The sequence below is a fragment of the Phocaeicola sp. RTP21198st1_B8_RTP21198_201120 genome (genome assembly GCF_040929485.1).
Classification (GTDB): domain Bacteria; phylum Bacteroidota; class Bacteroidia; order Bacteroidales; family Bacteroidaceae; genus Phocaeicola; species Phocaeicola dorei.
In genome coordinates, this window is record NZ_JBCOCI010000020.1 from 1 (window position 1) to 18,698 (window position 18,698).

General features: G+C 38.8%; 18 protein-coding genes. 1 reads left to right on the top strand and 17 read right to left on the bottom strand.

Annotation, left to right across the window (positions count from 1 at the left end):
* The 17 genes from AB5935_RS09900 to mfd all read right to left on the bottom strand — a co-directional run.
* Positions 1-827 (bottom strand): glycoside hydrolase family 99-like domain-containing protein (locus AB5935_RS09900; protein WP_368327415.1); only part of this gene is annotated, 827 nt, incomplete at its 3' end.
* Entirely contained in the window at positions 820-1,905 is a 1,086-nt protein-coding gene (locus tag AB5935_RS09905; protein WP_038609668.1) for an O-antigen ligase family protein, read from the bottom strand. The genes AB5935_RS09900 and AB5935_RS09905, both read right to left, overlap by 8 nt.
* 253 nt (positions 1,906-2,158) lie before the next feature.
* Complete coding sequence (locus tag AB5935_RS09910; RefSeq protein ID WP_229045460.1) at positions 2,159-2,983, bottom strand: glycosyltransferase; 825 nt, start codon at positions 2,981-2,983, stop codon at positions 2,159-2,161.
* A 95-nt stretch (positions 2,984-3,078) separates the two neighbouring features.
* Positions 3,079-4,242, bottom strand: a complete 1,164-nt coding sequence (locus AB5935_RS09915) for an acyltransferase family protein (protein ID WP_227235724.1) — start codon at positions 4,240-4,242, stop codon at positions 3,079-3,081.
* A 16-nt stretch (positions 4,243-4,258) separates the two neighbouring features.
* Positions 4,259-4,417: a hypothetical protein gene (locus AB5935_RS09920; RefSeq protein ID WP_165861708.1), complete on the bottom strand. Its 159-nt coding sequence runs from the start codon at positions 4,415-4,417 to the stop codon at positions 4,259-4,261.
* Between the two features lie 15 nt (positions 4,418-4,432).
* Entirely contained in the window at positions 4,433-4,771 is a 339-nt protein-coding gene (locus AB5935_RS09925) for an MBL fold metallo-hydrolase (protein ID WP_038609663.1), read from the bottom strand.
* Positions 4,772-4,865: 94 nt separating this feature from the next.
* Entirely contained in the window at positions 4,866-6,044 is a 1,179-nt protein-coding gene (locus AB5935_RS09930; RefSeq protein WP_038609660.1) for a sugar-transfer associated ATP-grasp domain-containing protein, read from the bottom strand.
* A gap of 17 nt (positions 6,045-6,061) precedes the next feature.
* Positions 6,062-7,168 carry a 3-oxoacyl-ACP synthase III family protein gene (locus AB5935_RS09935; RefSeq protein WP_038609657.1) on the bottom strand — a complete coding sequence of 369 codons (1,107 nt, stop codon included), beginning with the start codon at positions 7,166-7,168 and terminating at the stop codon, positions 6,062-6,064.
* Positions 7,169-7,192: 24 nt separating this feature from the next.
* A complete protein-coding gene (locus tag AB5935_RS09940; RefSeq protein ID WP_038609654.1) occupies positions 7,193-7,942 on the bottom strand; it encodes an SDR family NAD(P)-dependent oxidoreductase in 750 nt (249 codons plus the stop codon).
* 3 nt (positions 7,943-7,945) lie between these two features.
* A complete protein-coding gene (locus AB5935_RS09945; protein ID WP_038609651.1) occupies positions 7,946-8,179 on the bottom strand; it encodes an acyl carrier protein in 234 nt (77 codons plus the stop codon).
* 10 nt (positions 8,180-8,189) lie between these two features.
* Entirely contained in the window at positions 8,190-8,390 is a 201-nt protein-coding gene (locus AB5935_RS09950; protein ID WP_038609648.1) for a hypothetical protein, read from the bottom strand.
* Between the two features lie 73 nt (positions 8,391-8,463).
* A complete protein-coding gene (locus AB5935_RS09955; RefSeq protein WP_038612290.1) occupies positions 8,464-9,099 on the bottom strand; it encodes an acetyltransferase in 636 nt (211 codons plus the stop codon).
* Positions 9,100-9,104: 5 nt separating this feature from the next.
* Positions 9,105-10,211, bottom strand: coding sequence for a DegT/DnrJ/EryC1/StrS family aminotransferase (locus AB5935_RS09960; RefSeq protein ID WP_038609645.1), 1,107 nt, complete (start codon positions 10,209-10,211; stop codon positions 9,105-9,107).
* 16 nt (positions 10,212-10,227) lie between these two features.
* Positions 10,228-11,661 carry a lipopolysaccharide biosynthesis protein gene (locus AB5935_RS09965; protein WP_038609642.1) on the bottom strand — a complete coding sequence of 478 codons (1,434 nt, stop codon included), beginning with the start codon at positions 11,659-11,661 and terminating at the stop codon, positions 10,228-10,230.
* Positions 11,662-11,701: 40 nt separating this feature from the next.
* Positions 11,702-12,502, bottom strand: coding sequence for a hypothetical protein (locus tag AB5935_RS09970; protein ID WP_007842915.1), 801 nt, complete (start codon positions 12,500-12,502; stop codon positions 11,702-11,704).
* 539 nt (positions 12,503-13,041) lie between these two features.
* A complete protein-coding gene (locus AB5935_RS09975) occupies positions 13,042-13,728 on the bottom strand; it encodes an energy transducer TonB (RefSeq protein WP_007845504.1) in 687 nt (228 codons plus the stop codon).
* Between the two features lie 263 nt (positions 13,729-13,991).
* Positions 13,992-17,357 carry a transcription-repair coupling factor gene (mfd, locus tag AB5935_RS09980; RefSeq protein WP_038612207.1) on the bottom strand — a complete coding sequence of 1,122 codons (3,366 nt, stop codon included), beginning with the start codon at positions 17,355-17,357 and terminating at the stop codon, positions 13,992-13,994.
* Positions 17,358-17,464: 107 nt separating this feature from the next.
* Here mfd and AB5935_RS09985 point away from each other — a divergent pair, with 107 nt between their 5' ends.
* Positions 17,465-18,649 (top strand): DUF418 domain-containing protein, encoded by a 1,185-nt coding sequence (locus AB5935_RS09985; protein ID WP_368327416.1) that lies wholly within the window; start codon positions 17,465-17,467, stop codon positions 18,647-18,649.
* Positions 18,650-18,698: the final 49 nt, after the last annotated feature.

The following is an 18,698-nucleotide window of genomic DNA, read 5'->3' on the forward strand; positions in this document are numbered from 1 at the left end:
ATCATAAACCTCTTAAAATAATATACCAAAGGAGAATCAGATAATACTTGTGCTCTATTACTACCCCTAGAATTTACAGCATCAAATCCTTTCTCAAATAAATTATTATATACACTCTCTGCCTTTTTAGCCAAAGAAGAATATGTATATCGTTTTTTTATAGAATGACTCGTGGTATTATTGGTTACTGTATAATTTTCAGCAATACCAATAAAATAGAAACCTTTCAACCCATTCTCCATTGCTAAATTATTCCAAATCCTTTTCATTTCTACAAAATTGGGTATTGATAAAGGAGAAAAAATGACAAATAACAATTTCCCATCAACCCTTATATATCGGGAATCTTTAAATGCTTTTAAGTATGTATTAAAATGCAATTTATAATCTTCTTCTCCTGGATATGTTTGTTCCATTATTACAGTTTCTTTAAATTGAGAATTAGACGCAGACCACGTTTTAGTGGACCATGTATGATTTGCCCAACCTAAACAGAAAGGGAAATTAGGATGTCCAGAGTTAACAACTTCATTAAAAGGCCTCTCTAATAATTCCTTGCCGGATCCAAACCAATAATGCCAATAACAGAAACCTTCAATACCTGCATACTTAGCTAAATTTACTTGTTCTTCCCTTACTTCAGGTAACCTTAAATCATAGTATCCTAAATCAGCTGGGACTTTAGGCTGATAATGCCCTTTGAATAAAGGTTTTGCTTTTCCAACATTTGTCCATTCTGTAAATCCTTTTCCCCAAAACATATCATTTTCTGGTATCGGATGATATTGGGGTAAATAAAACGCTATAACTCTTGCTTTCTTATACATTTTTTTTATTTATAAATATTGACTGTGCACAAAAGAATAAAAAACAGATATACCACAAATGCTCACTAGCCGCACCTACAAGAAAGCTAAATAAAAACTTTGAAATAATATACAAAACCAAAAAAGTTTTAGCTTCCATTGTTATTTGCTGTTTTCTATATAAATAGAAGACTAAATAAAAACAAAAATAATATGATAATAGCATGATAATAATTGTCCCTATTATCCCATAGCTTAATAATGAACTTAATAGTTCCCCTTCAAACTCTCCTGTCAAAGCATTCTTTTCTCCATTTTCCAAAAAATAAGCAACATAGCCATAGCCATGTCCAAACAAAAATGTCTTTACATTTAAATTTATTAAAAATATAGTTGCAATTAATTGCCCCAATCTTCCCTCAACAGATGAACCATTTATATTTGCAGCTTCTGAAGAAGAAGAATCAAATATTAAAATAAAAGATTTTACAAAAGGAGCATATTTTTCCAATACAGGGAAATATATTATAGAAACCATTAAAACTCCTACTATAAACAAAAAAAGTAAACGTCGCTTTGGTGGTAATGACGATAAGAATAAAAACAAAACAGGAAAGAAAAAAGCAAATAAAGGGCCTCTTGACCCCGTTAAAAACATATTTAAAAAAATTAATATTATGACAAATAAATCACCCAAATTATTTTGTTTTCGTACAATAATATTAAATAAAGGGATATATCCCAATACAACTAATAATATTCCATATTGTATTGGATTAAAGGTTATTCCAGATAATCGTCCATGCAATCCACCTCTTTCTTCGTTTATAAAACGATTTGCAGATTCTAAATAAGCTATTTTATCATCAAAATACTGAGAGATATATTCTAAATATGGATTAGAATTAACCGAATAAGCATACACTCCATATAAGCATACAACAAAACATAAGATCCTAAAACATTTGTATACATACTTACAATCCCCTTTTTCACCTAAATAGAAAATTGGACAAATAGCGATTAAAGGTATAACACCTTTTAAGTGGGAGATTTGTTGGGACAAAGGAATCGTTTGTTCCCCAAGCAGAGCAATCATTACTCTACTTCCGACATAATATAATAGAAAATATTTAATCCACTTATTAACAAAAAATGTTTCTATTCTATATTTAGACACTACTCCATAACAATAGATGAATAAACAAATTCCTGCGAACAATGAAATCGGTCCTAAACGCACATAATACGGTAAACATGTAACAATACTAAAAAAAGCAGGAAGTATGAAGCGTTGCGAATGTACTGAAAAACAAACAAAAAACAAAAAGATTAACCAGATCAACATTACATCAGTGTTTCTTTACAAGTTTAGCTACAGGTTTAAGCATTAATTCTAGTATTTTAAAAAGCAATACTTGGTTTAATTTGAAAGAATAATTGTGTCTTATTATAATCTTTATTAAGCGTTTAATAATACAAAATCTAATTCTCAAATCAGTACTATATGATCGACGCCAAAAATAACCTGAATAATAACAACTAGCGGCAAAAAGAAAAGCATTATTACTCCAAAGCCTCGGTACTCCTCCTGATTGCATAATACCAGTAGGATGTATTCTATAGCATCCTGTCTTTTCATTTAGATAATAACAAAGACTTTTACCTGCAATAAAAAGAAATAATGAATAATCATAGCCTGCAAACTTCTGTTCTAAATAGTCAGACCAATAATCTTTACGAAAGCATACAGTTAACGTTTGAGGAAAATTATTATTCAACAATTCGCAAAAAATATCACCAGAAAATGATTTCTTCATATTTCTTTCAGAAACATCATTAACATATAATTTACCTAAGACATCAACAGTGTTAAAAGCCGAATAAACAAACCCCACCTTTTCATCATTTTCCATTATATCCACTTGCTTTTGTAATTTATATGGATCTATCCAATAATCATCCCCTTCACATAAAGCTATATATTTCCCATGTGTATGTTCATTCATTATTCGCTCCAAACTTCCATCCTTCTTCGACCATTGATTTTCTCTTTCTAATATAGGTTTAATTATATTAGGATACTTTTCAGCATATTCCCGTATAATATTAGCCGTTCCGTCAGTAGAAGCATCATCATGAACAATTACTTCAAAACAAAAATCTGTTTGCTGCATTACGAAGCCTTCCAAGCATTGACGTATATATGGCTCATGATTATACGTAAGACATTGAATAGTAACCAATGGACTATCTTTTTGTATCATATTTATTATAGTTTATTTACACACTTATTAAACAATGGTTTTTCTACAAACCTCATCCGCAGCATATCAACCAAAATGCAAATCACAAAAATTGCAATTACACTCAAAATAGCATGAAGAACCATGGTATTTGTACCATATTGACCCACGTTATTGAGAATGTCCTGCCACAGCCACTGTCGCATAATATCGCTATTTGCATGGATCAGAAGCACACCAAAAGTACTTGCTCCAATCAAATTTATCACTTTACTGTATCTTATATTCAGGTCCTTGAAAAACATAAACGAGCAAAGAGCAGTAACCAGAGCCATAATATGATTACTATCAGCCACAAACCAAAACACAGGTATATTTTTATTAACAAAGACAGTGGACAACCACGCCATGAACACCACGCTTGCCATAGAAATCAATATAGACAACAAGGTCAACCATCCCCAATTCCTATTGGATATTTTTATTGGAAATCTGTAAAGACGAATATAAGAAGCTATGAAATACAACACGACAAACCATGAGACATAATTTACTCCCAAAGTGATCTTAGGTATAGTACCTATCACACTATACACCAACAGACAAAGAAGAATAAGCCGTAAATGCAACTTAGAGTTCATGGTTTGTATCAAAAGATTAAGAAAAGGGATCAACAAATAGAATACCACGAAGCACGCCACAAAATTCACTCCAAAACTTTGTATCGGTACCAATGCATAAAAAACAGTACTGAAAGAAGGACTGCAATATCCCGTAAGCAGAAAAGTGCCTGTAATAATAAGGTTATAGAAATAAATCTCAAACAACAGCTTCATGAATTTTCGTAAGCTGATATGGGATTTACACATAAAATAACCGGTAATCATCACAAAGCAATTGATACCTGTTTTCCCCCACATTCCAAATAAATAAAGAAATATGGACTGGATATGAAGTGGTTCCTCTTTCATCACAGACATTAAGCCGGAATTGACAACATAGTGATGGGCCACAATAAGCAGCATCACAATGATCCGATAAAGTTCCAGATTAGAGTTTCGTTCTTTGCGAGACGATTCTGTTTCATGAATTTGCTTATATGCAGGAATTTTATTTTCACCAGCTTCATGTACACAAGTACATATGCGTATGACGTGAAATATAATAGACTGTTTATCAAATATATACATAAAAATCATTTAATTCTTAATCCATATCATTTTTTGAAGTTTCATCCATCAGTCCTGTCCACACAGCTCGTACTAAAATTTTGTCACAAATTTTCCTCTTACCATCATTATTCCAGTCATTCAAGAAACATTCCTCTTCTTCTTTCGAGAAAGCTACAATAGGAGAAGATTGCAAAGTAATTCCTTTTTATCACATATAATCTTGCAAAATGTCATCCGAAGTATTTTTATATAACTCCTGCTTAACTGTGTCATAAGCTTTCTCGCAGAAAACAGAACTTCCTTTAACAATACGTGCCTTTTCTTCGAGTGTATCATAAGGAAAAAGTTTTTTACCACGATTCACATAATTAAAGGAATGACCATTAGTCAGCAATACGGCTTTAACCTTTTTATTAATTCTATCCAGAACAGGTTTTAGAGTTTCATACTCTCCACAATCTATCAGAATACAGTAATCTACATCTTCTGAATAGAGGACGCAGGTTACACTATTCAGAATAAAATTATTTACAGGAAGTATTGTCATTCATAATCTATATAATGTACATCTTGCAGATGCACGTTATCGAAACATGCTCTTCTCAAATATAGGCGTTTGAATAGATTTATAGACAGAGATATTAAGCAAAACCAGCTTCCTTTTGAAGCTTCTTTTTATTATATTGCCACCAATATTTATCATCTTCGATATGCCAACCAAGAATGTCACCAACCTCCTTTTCTGTGCCATGTTCATACACAATTTGCCACAAATGCTGACCAAAGAAGTTACCTTCAATAATGACCCATCCTTTAGGAGTATATGCTACATCCCATCCAATATAATTTATAGTTGATATCATGTTAGTTGCTACTTCATTCAGCATCTCCAATAATTCATCCCATTTCGGAAATTGAAAACCTATCATCTTGATATGTGATACAGGATGCTCATCAGTAGTATCTCCACTTTCATAATAGCCTTTGGTTTCAATGACACCTGTTTGGAGATTAACACCAGCCATTATTGCATCACGTGACTCACCCACGATAAGGTCATCTGTTATACCGATTTTAGTATATGCTCCCAATAGATGGATCTTGCCCTTCGCTCTTAAAGTACCAATTCTAATTACATTTAAAGACTTAGGGCTCATTTTCCCAAATTCGGAATCTTGTTCAACAATTTCTTCTAGAACTGCCCCCACATGTCCATATCCGTCAGTAGTATAATCGCCAACAAACTCTTTACCTGGATTAATAATAGAAAGAAAGATTTCTTCTAATGGCTTTGAGCTGGTACTAATATCAACCTTCTTTATACCATATGTATCATGTAAACTCAATGGCTTTAAAACAAACTGCCTATGTCGAGATACAAAATCTGAGAATTTAGAAAAATCTTCTTTTGACATAATTTTAATTATCTCACGTTTATAATAAGGCTTAAGAAGTTCGTATGCTTCGAATTTATCCTCCAAATAGTGCATATCCTCCATTCTATTGGAATATGCATCATAAACCATTTGCTTCATCTGTGAGAGATAGGTTTTCTTCTCCTCATGAGTTTTCAACCACAAATGATAATAAAATTGCTGATCTGGTCGAAATCCATACATCCAATAATCATAGGCACTCTTGTAGAGCATATTCTCTTTTGATATACCATTTGTCCTTTTTTCAAAATCATTGATTTTATCAAAAGTACTCATGATGAATTTCACCATTTCCTTATCATAGCTTACTACTAAACGTCTACCTATTTCAATCTGCTCAGATAAATCGTCTGTTATTTTTAAAAGTCTTTCAATATAGCTCATGTCGTTTAATTTTCAAATTACTCTTTAAGAAAATCCTTAGGGCAATTAATAATACCTTCCTCGAACACCTCGTCAGTTTCGATTATTGGTAAAATATCCTTCACGTTAACCTTAGCTGAACATACCCCCCATGAGAGACCTACACCAAAACCACACATCAAGAAGTTCAATTCCTTATCCTCTTCGTCCTTACCATAGGCATCACAAATTACCATTGGAATGGCTGGAGCAGATGGATTACCAAAGCGATCAAGACACAAAGGCATCTTGGTAGGTTCTACTTTCAGTTTCTTGCAAAGCATTTTACTAATAAATTGGTTTGCCTGATGGAAAGCCAAACAATCATAATCCTCAACTGTTGTTCCGGTCTTAGCCCAAAACTCCTTGATGGTACGTGGAACAGCCGAAATGGTAAATGCAAACACATCCTCACCCTGCATAATGGTGTTGTAGAGAGTGCGCACATTACCATCAGGCCATGTAAAGCTCTCAGTTGTAGCATTCAGATTTCTGAAGCCGCCAGCAGGAGCAATGATGGACTTGTAGCCACTACCATCAGTCTTTAGAATGCCTTTGATGCTTGAGTTTTCCTCTGTTTTCTCCAGCAGAATAGCACCACCACCATCTCCGAAGAGCATTGCCACAGACTTATCTTTAGAGTTTGTCATCTTGGTTAACGACTCACCTACAAGTAACAGAGCCTTGTTTACATCTGAGTTAGCCATTAGTGAACAAACTACATTAAGACCATATACAAAAGCTGAGCAACCAAGACTTATGTCAAATGATACGCAATCCTTATCCAATCCCAGACGCTTGTGTAGCACACATGCTGTAGCAGGTCTACGATAGTCGGTACTATGAGCAATGAATACTAAAGCTCCAATTTCCTTACGATTCACATTTTTGGTCTTGATGATATTCTCTGCTGCCACATAGCAAAGGTCTGATGCTGTTTGATACTCTGAAGTCTTACGGAATTCCTTCACGCCCGTCGAATCCTGAAACTTCTTCACTGCTTCCTCACCAAACTGATCGTAAAAATCTTCACCTCTTACAACCTTTGTAGGTACAGTACTTGCTACACCTGAAATCTTTATATTCTTGAATTGAAAAAACGCCATATTATTTAATAAATTTAGCTACTTCTATTTTAAGCAACGACCACCATCAATTAGCAGATTAGTGCCAGTAACCCATGCAGATGCATCGCTAAGAAGATATATAATAGCCCAAGCAATCTCCTCGGGCTTTCCATATCGTTTTAAAGGGAATGTTTTCCTATCCTCTTCTAATTGTTCCTCAGATGCTGCAAGATGTGACATAATATCTGTTTCCGTCATTCCTGGACATACCGCATTGACACGGATACCCTTACTCGCAAGTTCCTTGGCAGCTCCCATTACAAAAGTGCTAACAGCACCCTTTGTTGCTGCATACATAGTATTACCTGGACTTACACGTCCCAAACCTGAGACAGAACTAGTAAATACAACAGAAGAATTTGCACGCAGTTTCTTTTTCTTTACTAGGCCACTAAGAATCATTATTGGTGCAATGGTATTCACTTTAAGCAAGTCGCTTAAAACATTGAATTTGATGAATGGAACAGGTACTGTCATTGTGGTACCTGCATTATTTACCAACCCTTGTATTTCCGGTACTTCATCTATAAGAAGGCTTACTTCTTTTTCCTTGCTAAGATCACACTCAATTACCTGATGACCGTGGCCTTCCATCATTTTTAGAGTTTCTTCTAACTTTTCTTTGTTGCGGGCACTCAAAATAACATGAGCACCAAGCCTGGAACACTCTATAGCTACCGCCCTTCCTATTCCAGACGAGGCTCCTGTTACTAAAATTGTTTTGCCTGTAAGGGCATACGGATTATATTCCATGAACTACAGTTTGCTTTTTACAATTTCATAAAGCTCTGCTGGAGTGTTTGCCTTACGCATATCCTCACCACGGAGAGTTACTTCAAATTCTTCGTCGACCATAGCGATGATTGAGAGACCGATAAGAGATGACCACTCCACTAACTCACGGAAATTTTTATCAGCAGTGATTTCACTTGCATCTGTCTCGTCAAACTGCTCTGCAAAGAGCTCTACAAATTCTTCTAATGATTTCATAATTAAAAATTCAAAATGTTATAACTTTATGTTTTATTATTTTCTTGAAAAGAATACGCTTTCGTTCATCAGGAAGTGCAATTTTTTCCAACGGTTCTGTATCGCGATCTCTTAAATTAAATTTATATACAGCTTTATTGAATTTATCAACTTCAAAGAATATTTCACTATATCCTAAGTCAACCAAAACATTACCCTTAATATAACTCATTTCGATAGGTCATCAAATTGGTCTGCGAAATTTTGAATAAAATCTTGTATTTCCATATCATTATTACTTAAATTTAATATTTCAGCAATGTTGCAGGATTGCCATATACTGTTGTTCCCGATTTTACCTTACGGACCGCAACAGAAGAAGCACCAACAACGGCTCCTTCTTCAACTTTTACATGTGGCAAAAGAATAGCACCGGTATGTAAAGTTACCATATTCTCCAATTGAGAGAATCCCCCCATAAAAGAATAAGTGTTCAAATGACAACAACTGCCTATAATAGCATCATGCCCAATAGTTACAAAAGGCTGGAAAGTCACAAAGTCAGCAATTGTAACATCGCAACTTATATTTACATTACGACAGATGATACATCCTATTCCCATATTGGTATTCTTACCAATTGTAGCTGATCGGTGGATGAGATTAATAAAATGTGCCTTCTTTGCCTGAAGGATATCTACATAATGTTTTTTATAAATTACATCACCTAACGCACAAATAAATACATCATCTGACTGCACCGCATAATTTTCTACTGAACTGATAATTGAAGGATAACCGTCATATCCATCTAAAACCTCCTTTTTATCATCCAAAAAACCTTTTATTGTAAATTCAGTACCATAACCAATGCTTTCCAATGCTAAATTGTATATCTCTCTCCCAAAGCCACGAGCCCCTATTATCAATAGATTCTTCATAAGATTTACATTATACAATCCAAAACTCTTTTTATATCCCCATCACCTAACGCATGATGCATCGGCAGACAGATAACACTATCTGCCATTCGATGCGCATTAATCAAATTTTCAGGCATGGCACTTTGCAAAGCCCGATAAGTACCGAACGTACTTATCAACGGATAAAAATACCTGCGTCCTAACACATTATGCTCTTTCATCCTGTAATAAAGTTCATCACGAGTCATACCATATTTCTCTGCATCTATAAAAATGGGGAAGTATGAATAGTTGTGCTTCACGCCCGGCATATCATCAAAGAATGTGATACCATCCACCCCACTCAACGCTTCACGGTACTTTATGGCAACCTGACGACGTGCAGCAATGGCGGAATCCACCTGCCTCAGATTCAGCAGTCCGTATACGGCACGCACTTCATCCATTTTACTGTTTATACCCGGAGCCACCACGGTCACCTCATCAGCAAAGCCAAAATTCTTCAAATAGTCTATACGTTTCTTGGTTTGTTCATCGTGCATGACCAAAGCACCACCCTCTATCGTATTATAAACCTTGGTGGCATGGAAACTGAGTGTGGACATATCCCCTGCATTCAGAATGCTTTTACCGTTTACTTCCACACCAAACGCATGGGCCGCGTCATAAATAACTTTCAAGCCATACTTGTCGGCTATCTCCTGAATACGCACGGTATCACAGGGCTTCCCATATACATGAACCGGCATAATGGCCGTTGTTCTGGGTGTAATGGCAGCCTCTATCTTATCCGGATCCATATTACCTGTAGACGGGTCGATATCCACGAAAACCGGAGTGATACCATTCCACCAAAGGGCATGGGTGGTAGCCACAAAACTATAAGGGGTGGTTATCACCTCGCCCGTTATTCTCAAAGCCTGCAAAGCAGTTATCAATGGCAGTGTCCCATTGGTGAAAAGACTGATAAAAGGTACTTTCAGATAAGCAGCCAGTTCCTTTTCCAGTTGCTTATGAAAAGAACCATTGTTTGTTATCCACTTGCTCGCCCAAATTTCCTTGAGCATTGCGTGAAAATCGTCAAGGTCCGGCAGTAACGGAGACGTTACTGTTATCAAACTTTTATCCATATCATTTTTTTTAAATTTATCTTTTTGAGAACAATGAGAACAGTTCCTGTAGTTCCTGAAAGCGGAGAATCCTTGTTACAGCCAGATAAAACCCACTGCCCAAAATGATGCCGCCCAGCAACTGGGCATACAGATTCTCAGTCATCCACTGAAGGGAAAACACAAGGACAAACATCAGCAAGGAAACCACCAGAGTGGGAAACAAATCGCGCATCTGCATGATAAAACCGACTTGTATCAGCTTTCCTGTATAAAAGGTATTGATTACCAGGCAAAGAAGGGAGCTTACCACTCCCCCAAAGCACATGGTTTTCAGACCTAGAGGAATGGTCAGGCAAAGGATGCTGACTCCTATCGCCTTCTTGATAATTTCCAACCGAAGGAAAAGATCGGAACGTCCCTGTACCTGTAACAGGTTCAGATTGATGGCATGAATGGGATACCACATCATCGAGAAACAGATGATTTGAAGCAGAACCGCACAGAATATCCATTTCTCACCCAACACAATCCGGATAAACGGAAAGGAAACCGCTGCAAGTCCTGTCATAAGAGGAAAGACCACATAAGCGGACAACTTGAGAAATTTACGATACACTCCCCGTAATCTGTCAATATCATTTTGTATACTGCAAAGCACGGGATAAGTCACACGTTGCAGTATCCCTGTAATATTAGAAGAGGGAAAAACAGAGAATTGCTGGGCCCGTGTATAATGTCCCAAATCACCGGCGGAAAAGACCTTGCCTATGACAATGGGATAAATATTGTTGTAAGTGGTATCCAGCAGACCGGACGCCAACAGTTTGGAGCCAAAGGAGAACAATTCCCTGAAAGATTTCCAGGAATAGGTTCTCATGGGCTTCCATTTTGAAAAGATCCATAATAACAAGGTGTTTATCCCCAGATTGACCAGTTGCTGGCATACCAATGCCCATATGCCAAATCCTGTATAAGCCAATATGATACCTGCCATACCGGAGATAACAGCAGCAATCAATGATGCCTTTGCCTGGGTCTTGAAATCTATCCTGACTGTCAGTAGTGCACGCTGGACTACAGCCAGTGAGTTAAAGATTATACCCAGGCATACCACTCTCATCACTAAAGAAAGTTCGGGAAGTCCATAAAAATCCGCCACCCAAGGCGCGGAGATATAGAATAACAGATAAAGTGCAAGACCGACAGCTATATTGAAATAAAACACAGTAGAATTATCTACTTCTGTCCGGTTTTGTTTACGTATCAAGGCCTGGGAAAATCCACTGTCTATCAATGATTGGGAAACAGCCAAGAATATGGTCAGCATTCCGACAAGGCCGTAATCCTCCGGAGTTAGCAGTCTGGCCATGATAATCATGATTACAAACTGAATACCTTGCACAGAAAAGCGTTCTATCGAACTCCAAAGAACCCCCTTGGTCGCTACTTGTTTTAAGGAATTGGACATATTATTGTCATTCAGTTAAATAGGGAATATAATATGTATCCTAGTCCACCTTTTCGAACGGAAAAGCATGAAGATAGCTGATAGCCACCGTCATATTTCCAAAAGCGAACACCAACCTTGTATTGCGATGCAGCCGCATGATGCACCCCTCCTTGCCATGAAAGATGCCGCCGGTAATGCGAATACGTTGTTTCTTCTGAAGATAAGCCTCTAAAGGACGGTTCAACAGTTCAATGTTGTAGGGCATGGATTCATATAGATAGATGAATTCCTCCATCTGACACTGGGGAATGACCGCAGCACGATGGGTAACGTAGTCCGTTACCAGATATTGGCGGGGGAGCATGGCAGACAAGATGCGCTGAAGTTGCTCCAAAGGAGCGCACACAAATAACCAACCGCTACTTTGTACTTCCTTTTCATCTGTCAGGGCATTGAGTTGTGAGGCAGAACCGGTGGAAAAGGCTTCCTTCACGATTCTGGCGGATTCACGGCGAGCAGCATACTCTTGTTTAGTATAATCACACTGTTCGAAACGTTTCCGATGACCTGCCTCGGTATAAGAAAATACTTTGAAACAGAAGTAACATTCCTCGGTTATCCCTTCCGAAGTACGGAGCTTTACTGCTTTTCTGCCACTGAAGACTGCAATATAACGCTTCAGTTCCTTATAGGAAAGATACATATAGTACCACGAGAGTTCAGGGTGTTCTTTCCCTATTCCAGCCTGTGGCTTGGTTACTGCATTTGACCCCGGGTCTGAAGCAGAAGCGATTGAACTGCAGAGCAGTAACTTAGGCGCTTCGCTCGTTATGTCTTGATTGTCATTTGTTGTTCCCATCAAAACATTACATTTTATCATACCTTTATTTGAAAAAGAGGAACAGATTTGCTATCAGATATCCTCTATATTTTGGGGTTCTCTTCGTAAGAGAACCCCAAGTTTTATTAAATGCCTGATAATATGGTTTATAGGAGTGCTTTCGACCTTGATTTTGCAAACAATCGCGAATTTGAAGCCAATTTTGAGGTCTTTTTTTAATGATGATATTTCGATATTAAGGAATTATAGTTATCTTTGCAGCGAAATGGGGTTCTCTTACTAAGAGAATCCCAAGTTTTATTAAACAGTAAAAATGAAAATCTTTTGATTGTCAGCCTATTATATCATAGGCTTGTTATTGCAACTAATTTTCCATATTTAGATTTTCATGATGCAATTTAGGTTGTACCTATTCACAGCTTATAAATAAGTATATTTTAATAAAGTAATACATTAGCAAACGTATATATCTCTTTATGCTTAGGATAATTTGAGATAAAAAAAGAGGAAGCGTCCTCTCCCGAGATTACGCTTCCTCCATCCATACTAATTAAATCTTAATTTTGCAGTCTGAAGACTACAGGAACAGTGTATTTCACCCTCACTGCTTTTCCTCTTTGCTTGCCGGGCTTCCATTTTGGCATGGAACTGATCACGCGGATTGCTTCCTTGTCCAGATACGGATCCACGCTCTTCACCACTACCGGATTCAGAATCTCGCCATGAACACCCACAATAAACTGTACCACAACCTTACCTTGAACTCCCTGCTCGGCACTGACAGTAGGATATTTGATGTTTTCACTCAAATACTTCATCAAATCAGCAGTACCATCACGAAACATCGGCATCTCTTCCACCACCACAAATTCCACATTTTCATCCACTACTTCCTCGGGTACTTCAACAGGAATGGGTATAATAACAGGAGCGTCCGTAGGGTCCGAAGCGGCAATATCGCCTTCTATTTCCGTCGAGTTATCATCCACTATGTTGAGCTCATCCGGGTTGACGGCAACCGGAGGTGGCGGTGGGGGCAGAGGTTTATCCTGATTGTAGGTTACAGGAACTAATTCTTCAAAGAAATCCGGGTCACTGACTAGATCACTGATCGTGTAAGTTACATTACGTTCAGTCCATTCGAACGAAACAAACATAAACGACAGCGTCACAATGAGACCCATGAACAGCCAACGGGACTTGCCCTTTTCAAGGTCGGCTCTTCGTGTTTTTTTCACTTCCATAACAAGTGTTTTTTAATTAGACAATATGTGAGTAAAAATCTCAGTGTCCGCTTTTAAACTGGAAGTAAGATAGTTAAAATATAGATAAGTTAAAAGAAAAAGGAACGTCTTATATTATTTTTTAATATAAAACACCCCAAATTCAATTCCGTTAAACAATTAATTAAAAATCAGCTGTTTATTTAGTTAATATTCAATTTTACGTTAACATATCCTGCTTACTCTACGGCAATGCCGGTTTCCGCCAATACAGACATCTTTTATCACAAACTCACTATCTCCTGCAGAATACCTACCGCAGTCTCTACCGTTTCCACATTCTTGACTACCATACTACGCTTGCCGTTCTGCTCACGCAAATTGCAGTAACGCGGATTCTTGCTCATGTAATCAATCACCTTGCCAAAAGCCGCACTTTGATAATAAGGACTTTCCTGATTACTGATAAAGAACAAAGTCATTCGTCCGGCTTTCAAGAATACTTTTTCCACCCCCAACCGTTTAGCCAATCTGCGCAAAGGTACGATACGCAGAAGTTCCAGCCCTTCGGGAGGAACCTTTCCGAAACGGTCCTCCAACCGTGCCTTGAAAGCGAGCAGGTCCTTATCCAATTCCAATCCGTCCAGTTCACGATAAAGCAACATACGTTCGCTGCTGCTGGGGATATACTCATTAGGGAAAAGCAATTCCAAATCACTTTCCACCTGACATTCATCCACAAAGTTCTCGCCACTGATTTTCTCTTCTCCCGCTGCCTGCAACTCCTCTGCGTAAAGATCGGCAAACTCATCCTCTTTCAATTCCTTCACCGCTTCAGCCAATATCTTCTGATAAGTTTCATAGCCCAAATCGGCAATGAAACCACTCTGCTCCGCCCCCAGCATATTTCCTGCTCCACGGATATCCAAATCCTGCATGGCTATATGAATACCGCTGCCCAGATCACTGAAATTTTCAATGGCTTGAAGACGACGCTTTGCCTCAGGAGTCAGTGAAGTCAACGGAGGCGCCAACAAATAACAGAATGCTTTTTTATTGCTTCTTCCCACACGTCCACGCATCTGGTGCAAATCACTCAAGCCAAAATTCTGCGCCTGGTTGATGATAATCGTATTGGCATTCGGTATGTCAATGCCACTCTCGATAATGGTGGTTGCCAGCAGCACATCATAATCATAGTTCACAAAGTCGAAAATAATCTTTTCCAGCTTTTCGGGCTCCATCTGTCCATGACCTATGCAGACACGGCAATCGGGTATATTCCGCTTGATCATGGCTTCCAATTCTACCAGATTCTGTATGCGGTTATTGACAAAGAATACCTGTCCGTTACGGCTCATTTCAAAATTGATCGCTTCCGTTATGATATCTTCATTAAAGGTATGCACCTCTGTCTGAATGGGATAACGGTTGGGAGGCGGAGTCTGAATAACAGAAAGATCACGGGCGCCCATTAACGAGAACTGCAAAGTACGGGGGATGGGGGTAGCGGTCATAGTAAGTGTATCCACATTCACTTTCATCTGACGCAACTTCTCTTTCACACTTACTCCGAACTTCTGTTCCTCATCAATGATCAGCAATCCTAAATCTTTGAACTTAACGCTTTTACCGATGATTTTATGTGTACCGATCAAAATATTTATTTTTCCATCCGCCAGTTCTTTCACTATTCTGGAAACATCTTTCGTACTGCGGGCACGGCTCAAATAATCCACCTTACATGGAAAATCTTTCAACCGTTCGCTAAAAGTCTGAAAGTGCTGATAAGCTAAAACCGTAGTGGGAACCAGCACAGCCACCTGTTTGTTATCTGTCACAGCTTTGAAAGCGGCACGAATCGCTACTTCGGTCTTTCCGAATCCCACATCACCACACACTAAACGGTCCATAGGGCGATCGCTCTCCATATCGGCTTTGGCATCTTGGGTCGCCTTCAACTGATCGGGGGTATCCTCATAGATAAAGCTTGCCTCTAATTCATGTTGCATAAAACTGTCGGGACTATACGAAAATCCTTTTTCCTGTTTACGTTGCGAATACAGTTTGATCAGATCACGAGCTATATCTTTGATTTTACTCTTGGTACGCTCTTTCATTTTTTCCCACGCACCGGTTCCCAATTTGTTCAGGCGGGGAGTTTCTCCCTCCTTCCCTTTATACTTGGATATTTTATGCAGGGAATGAATGGAAACAAATACCACATCCTCATTCTGATAAGTAAGTTTAATCACTTCCTGAGTGGTATTTCCATTCGGAATGCGTACCAAACCGCCAAAACGACCTACACCATGATCTATATGTACCACAAAGTCACCCGGCTCAAACTGGCTCAACTCTTTTAAGGTCAACGCCACCTTACCGCTACGCGCCTTGTCGCTACGAAGATTGTATTTATGGAAACGGTCAAAAATCTGATGGTCTGTAAAAAAGCAGCTTTTCAATACATTATCTGTAAAGCCCTCATGTAAAGTCTTGTTGACCGGAATGAACGTGATATGATCACCACGCTCCTCAAAGATATCTTTCAGACGCTTTGCCTGCTTCTCACTATCGGTACATATATATAAGGTGTAACCTCGTTTCTGATAATCAGTGAATGAAGTGCTTACCAAATCAAAATTCTTATGAAAAATAGGCTGGACTGTCGTATCGAAAGCCAACGTAGCCTGTGGAGTTCCTGTAGGTTTGTTACCAAATTCAATCCGTTTGAATTCCAAAGCCCGTACTGTAAATTCCGCCCCGTCTATCAGCTTCAGTTCCAAATTCATCAGTTCCGTCTTCTCTCCCTCGTATGCGGCAAGCGCCTGAGGAGAGAGTGCCTCCTCCCGTACTACCTGTATTCTTTCACGTACCCAAAGAAAATCTTTCATTGCCAGAACTGTTTCCCGAGGAATGAATTCAAAGAAAGACACCCCGCTCTTGTCGGCGGCATTCGTCAGCTCGGGCACGATGGCAATGCTCTGTTTCTTCTCTTTCGAAAGCTGGTTTTCCACTTCAAAAGTACGGATGCTGTCTACCTCGTCACCAAAAAAGTCAATACGGTAAGGATACTCGGAAGCAAAAGAGAAGACGTCAATAATACTACCGCGTACAGCATATTGCCCCGGTTCATAAACATAATCTACATGCTCGAATCCGTAACCGGACAGCACTTCCGTGATAAACTCTGTGTCCACATGCTCACCCACACCAAGTTTTAACGTCTTGTCCATCAGTACCTTTTGTGATACCACTTTCTCCGCCAACGCTTCAGGATAAGTCACCACACATAGCGGATCGCCTTTCTGTAAACGGCTCAACACTTCCGTACGCAGGATCTCATTGGCTGCATCTTTCTGCCCATATTTAACAGCCCGACGATACGAGGATGGAAAGAACAAAATATGCTCATCACCGTTCACCTGTGTCAGGTCATGATAAAAGTAACCCGCTTCCTCCAAGTCACCCAGTACAAATACAAATGTCTGTTTATTCTCTCTAAGAAAGGAGGAAACAAATAAAGCTGCCGCAGAAGCATATAATCCTCCCAGGAAAATAGTCCTCACTGAGGAATCTTCCAATAACGCAGCCAGTCCCTTAGTGTTAGGATGACCGGCATAAATACGTTGCAATTCCGAAATATCCATATCTTTTTTTAAGATGGGGACAAAATTAAAGAAATATCTGATTACTTCCTCCTTTTTTTGCCAACTATTCAAGATTTTCCTATTTTTGTACGCTAATATATAACCCCATGGAAACAAAAGCAATAAACACAAAATTGAAAGGACACGCACGTGTAGATGTAGCTGATGTGCTACGCGGACTGGCAGTGATGGGAATCATCATCCTGCACTCTATCGAACATTTTAATTTCTACTCATTTCCCGATACAGCCGGACAAAGTGCGTGGCTGAACTTCTCGGACAAAGCCATTTGGAACGGGTTATTCTTCATGTTCGGCGGAAAAGCATACGCCATATTCGCTTTACTTTTCGGTTTTAGTTTTTTTATTCAAGATGACAACCAACGCCTACGGGGCAATGATTTCCGTCTACGTTTTTGTTGGCGGTTAATTCTTCTTTTCCTGATAGGTAATATCAATGCCAGTTTTTTCACAGCGGAAGTGCTGGTCCTTTATTCTTTAGTAGGTTTCATCCTGCCACTGACTTGCCGGCTGAAAGACAAATGGATATTTGCATTGGCATGTCTGCTATTAATCCAGCCATTGCCGCTTTATTATGTAATGCGTGCCTGCCTCGATCCGGAATTTGTTACTCCGGCCATCCCCACCCGCAGCTTCTGGAATGCAACTTTTGCAGTGCAAAGCAATGGTAATTTTCTGGAAACCATCCGTGTCAATTTATGGGAAGGACAGTTGGCAAGCCTTGCCTGGGCCTGGGATCACGGACGGGTATTCCAAACAGCCGCCCTCTTCCTGCTCGGTATGCTGATAGGGCGCAAGGGACTTTTTTTGAAAGAGCACTTGAAGGTATGGAACAAGGTACTTGCAGGCTCACTCATCTCATTTTTCCCTTTATATGGGTTGGGCAATATGCTACCAGACTTTATCACAAATAAATCCATTCTGACCCCTCTTTCACTAATCATCACCTCGCTTTCCAATTTTGCATTTATGCTGATTCTGGTATCCGGTGTCGTCTTCGCTTTTTATAAGACAAACTTACACGACGGATTAATGAAAATAACGCCATACGGAAAGATGAGCCTTACCAATTATATCACTCAAAGTATAGTAGGTTCCATGTTATACTACAACTGGGGATTTGCATTGCACAATCAGTTTGGTATCACAGCCAGCTGCCTGGCAGGAATAGTTTTCTTCATCTTGCAATTCTCTTTCTGCCGCTGGTGGATGAATCACCACTCTCACGGTCCGATGGAATATATATGGAAACGGGCAACCTGGCTGAAATAAGCCAAGAACCGAAGTCTGCCCGCATTTGTTTATAAAAGACATACAAATA

Bases quoted from the DNA above. Each gene is read 5' to 3' on its own strand.
- AB5935_RS09905 (WP_038609668.1), bottom strand. From the start codon at position 1,905: ATGATTGCTCTGCTTGGGGAACAAACGATTCCTTTGTCCCAACAAATC.
- AB5935_RS09955 (WP_038612290.1), bottom strand. From the start codon at position 9,099: ATGAAGAATCTATTGATAATAGGGGCTCGTGGCTTTGGGAGAGAGATA.
- AB5935_RS09950 (WP_038609648.1), bottom strand. From the start codon at position 8,390: ATGAGTTATATTAAGGGTAATGTTTTGGTTGACTTAGGATATAGTGAA.
- AB5935_RS09910 (WP_229045460.1), bottom strand. From the start codon at position 2,983: ATGCAGCAAACAGATTTTTGTTTTGAAGTAATTGTTCATGATGATGCT.
- AB5935_RS09975 (WP_007845504.1), bottom strand. From the start codon at position 13,728: ATGGAAGTGAAAAAAACACGAAGAGCCGACCTTGAAAAGGGCAAGTCC.
- AB5935_RS09965 (WP_038609642.1), bottom strand. From the start codon at position 11,661: ATGTCCAATTCCTTAAAACAAGTAGCGACCAAGGGGGTTCTTTGGAGT.
- AB5935_RS09925 (WP_038609663.1), bottom strand. From the start codon at position 4,771: ATGACAATACTTCCTGTAAATAATTTTATTCTGAATAGTGTAACCTGC.
- AB5935_RS09935 (WP_038609657.1), bottom strand. From the start codon at position 7,168: ATGGCGTTTTTTCAATTCAAGAATATAAAGATTTCAGGTGTAGCAAGT.
- AB5935_RS09960 (WP_038609645.1), bottom strand. From the start codon at position 10,211: ATGGATAAAAGTTTGATAACAGTAACGTCTCCGTTACTGCCGGACCTT.
- AB5935_RS09945 (WP_038609651.1), bottom strand. From the start codon at position 8,179: ATGAAATCATTAGAAGAATTTGTAGAGCTCTTTGCAGAGCAGTTTGAC.
- AB5935_RS09915 (WP_227235724.1), bottom strand. From the start codon at position 4,242: ATGTATATATTTGATAAACAGTCTATTATATTTCACGTCATACGCATA.
- AB5935_RS09970 (WP_007842915.1), bottom strand. From the start codon at position 12,502: ATGGGAACAACAAATGACAATCAAGACATAACGAGCGAAGCGCCTAAG.
- AB5935_RS09940 (WP_038609654.1), bottom strand. From the start codon at position 7,942: ATGGAATATAATCCGTATGCCCTTACAGGCAAAACAATTTTAGTAACA.
- AB5935_RS09930 (WP_038609660.1), bottom strand. From the start codon at position 6,044: ATGAGCTATATTGAAAGACTTTTAAAAATAACAGACGATTTATCTGAG.
- mfd (WP_038612207.1), bottom strand. From the start codon at position 17,357: ATGGATATTTCGGAATTGCAACGTATTTATGCCGGTCATCCTAACACT.
- AB5935_RS09985 (WP_368327416.1), top strand. From the start codon at position 17,465: ATGGAAACAAAAGCAATAAACACAAAATTGAAAGGACACGCACGTGTA.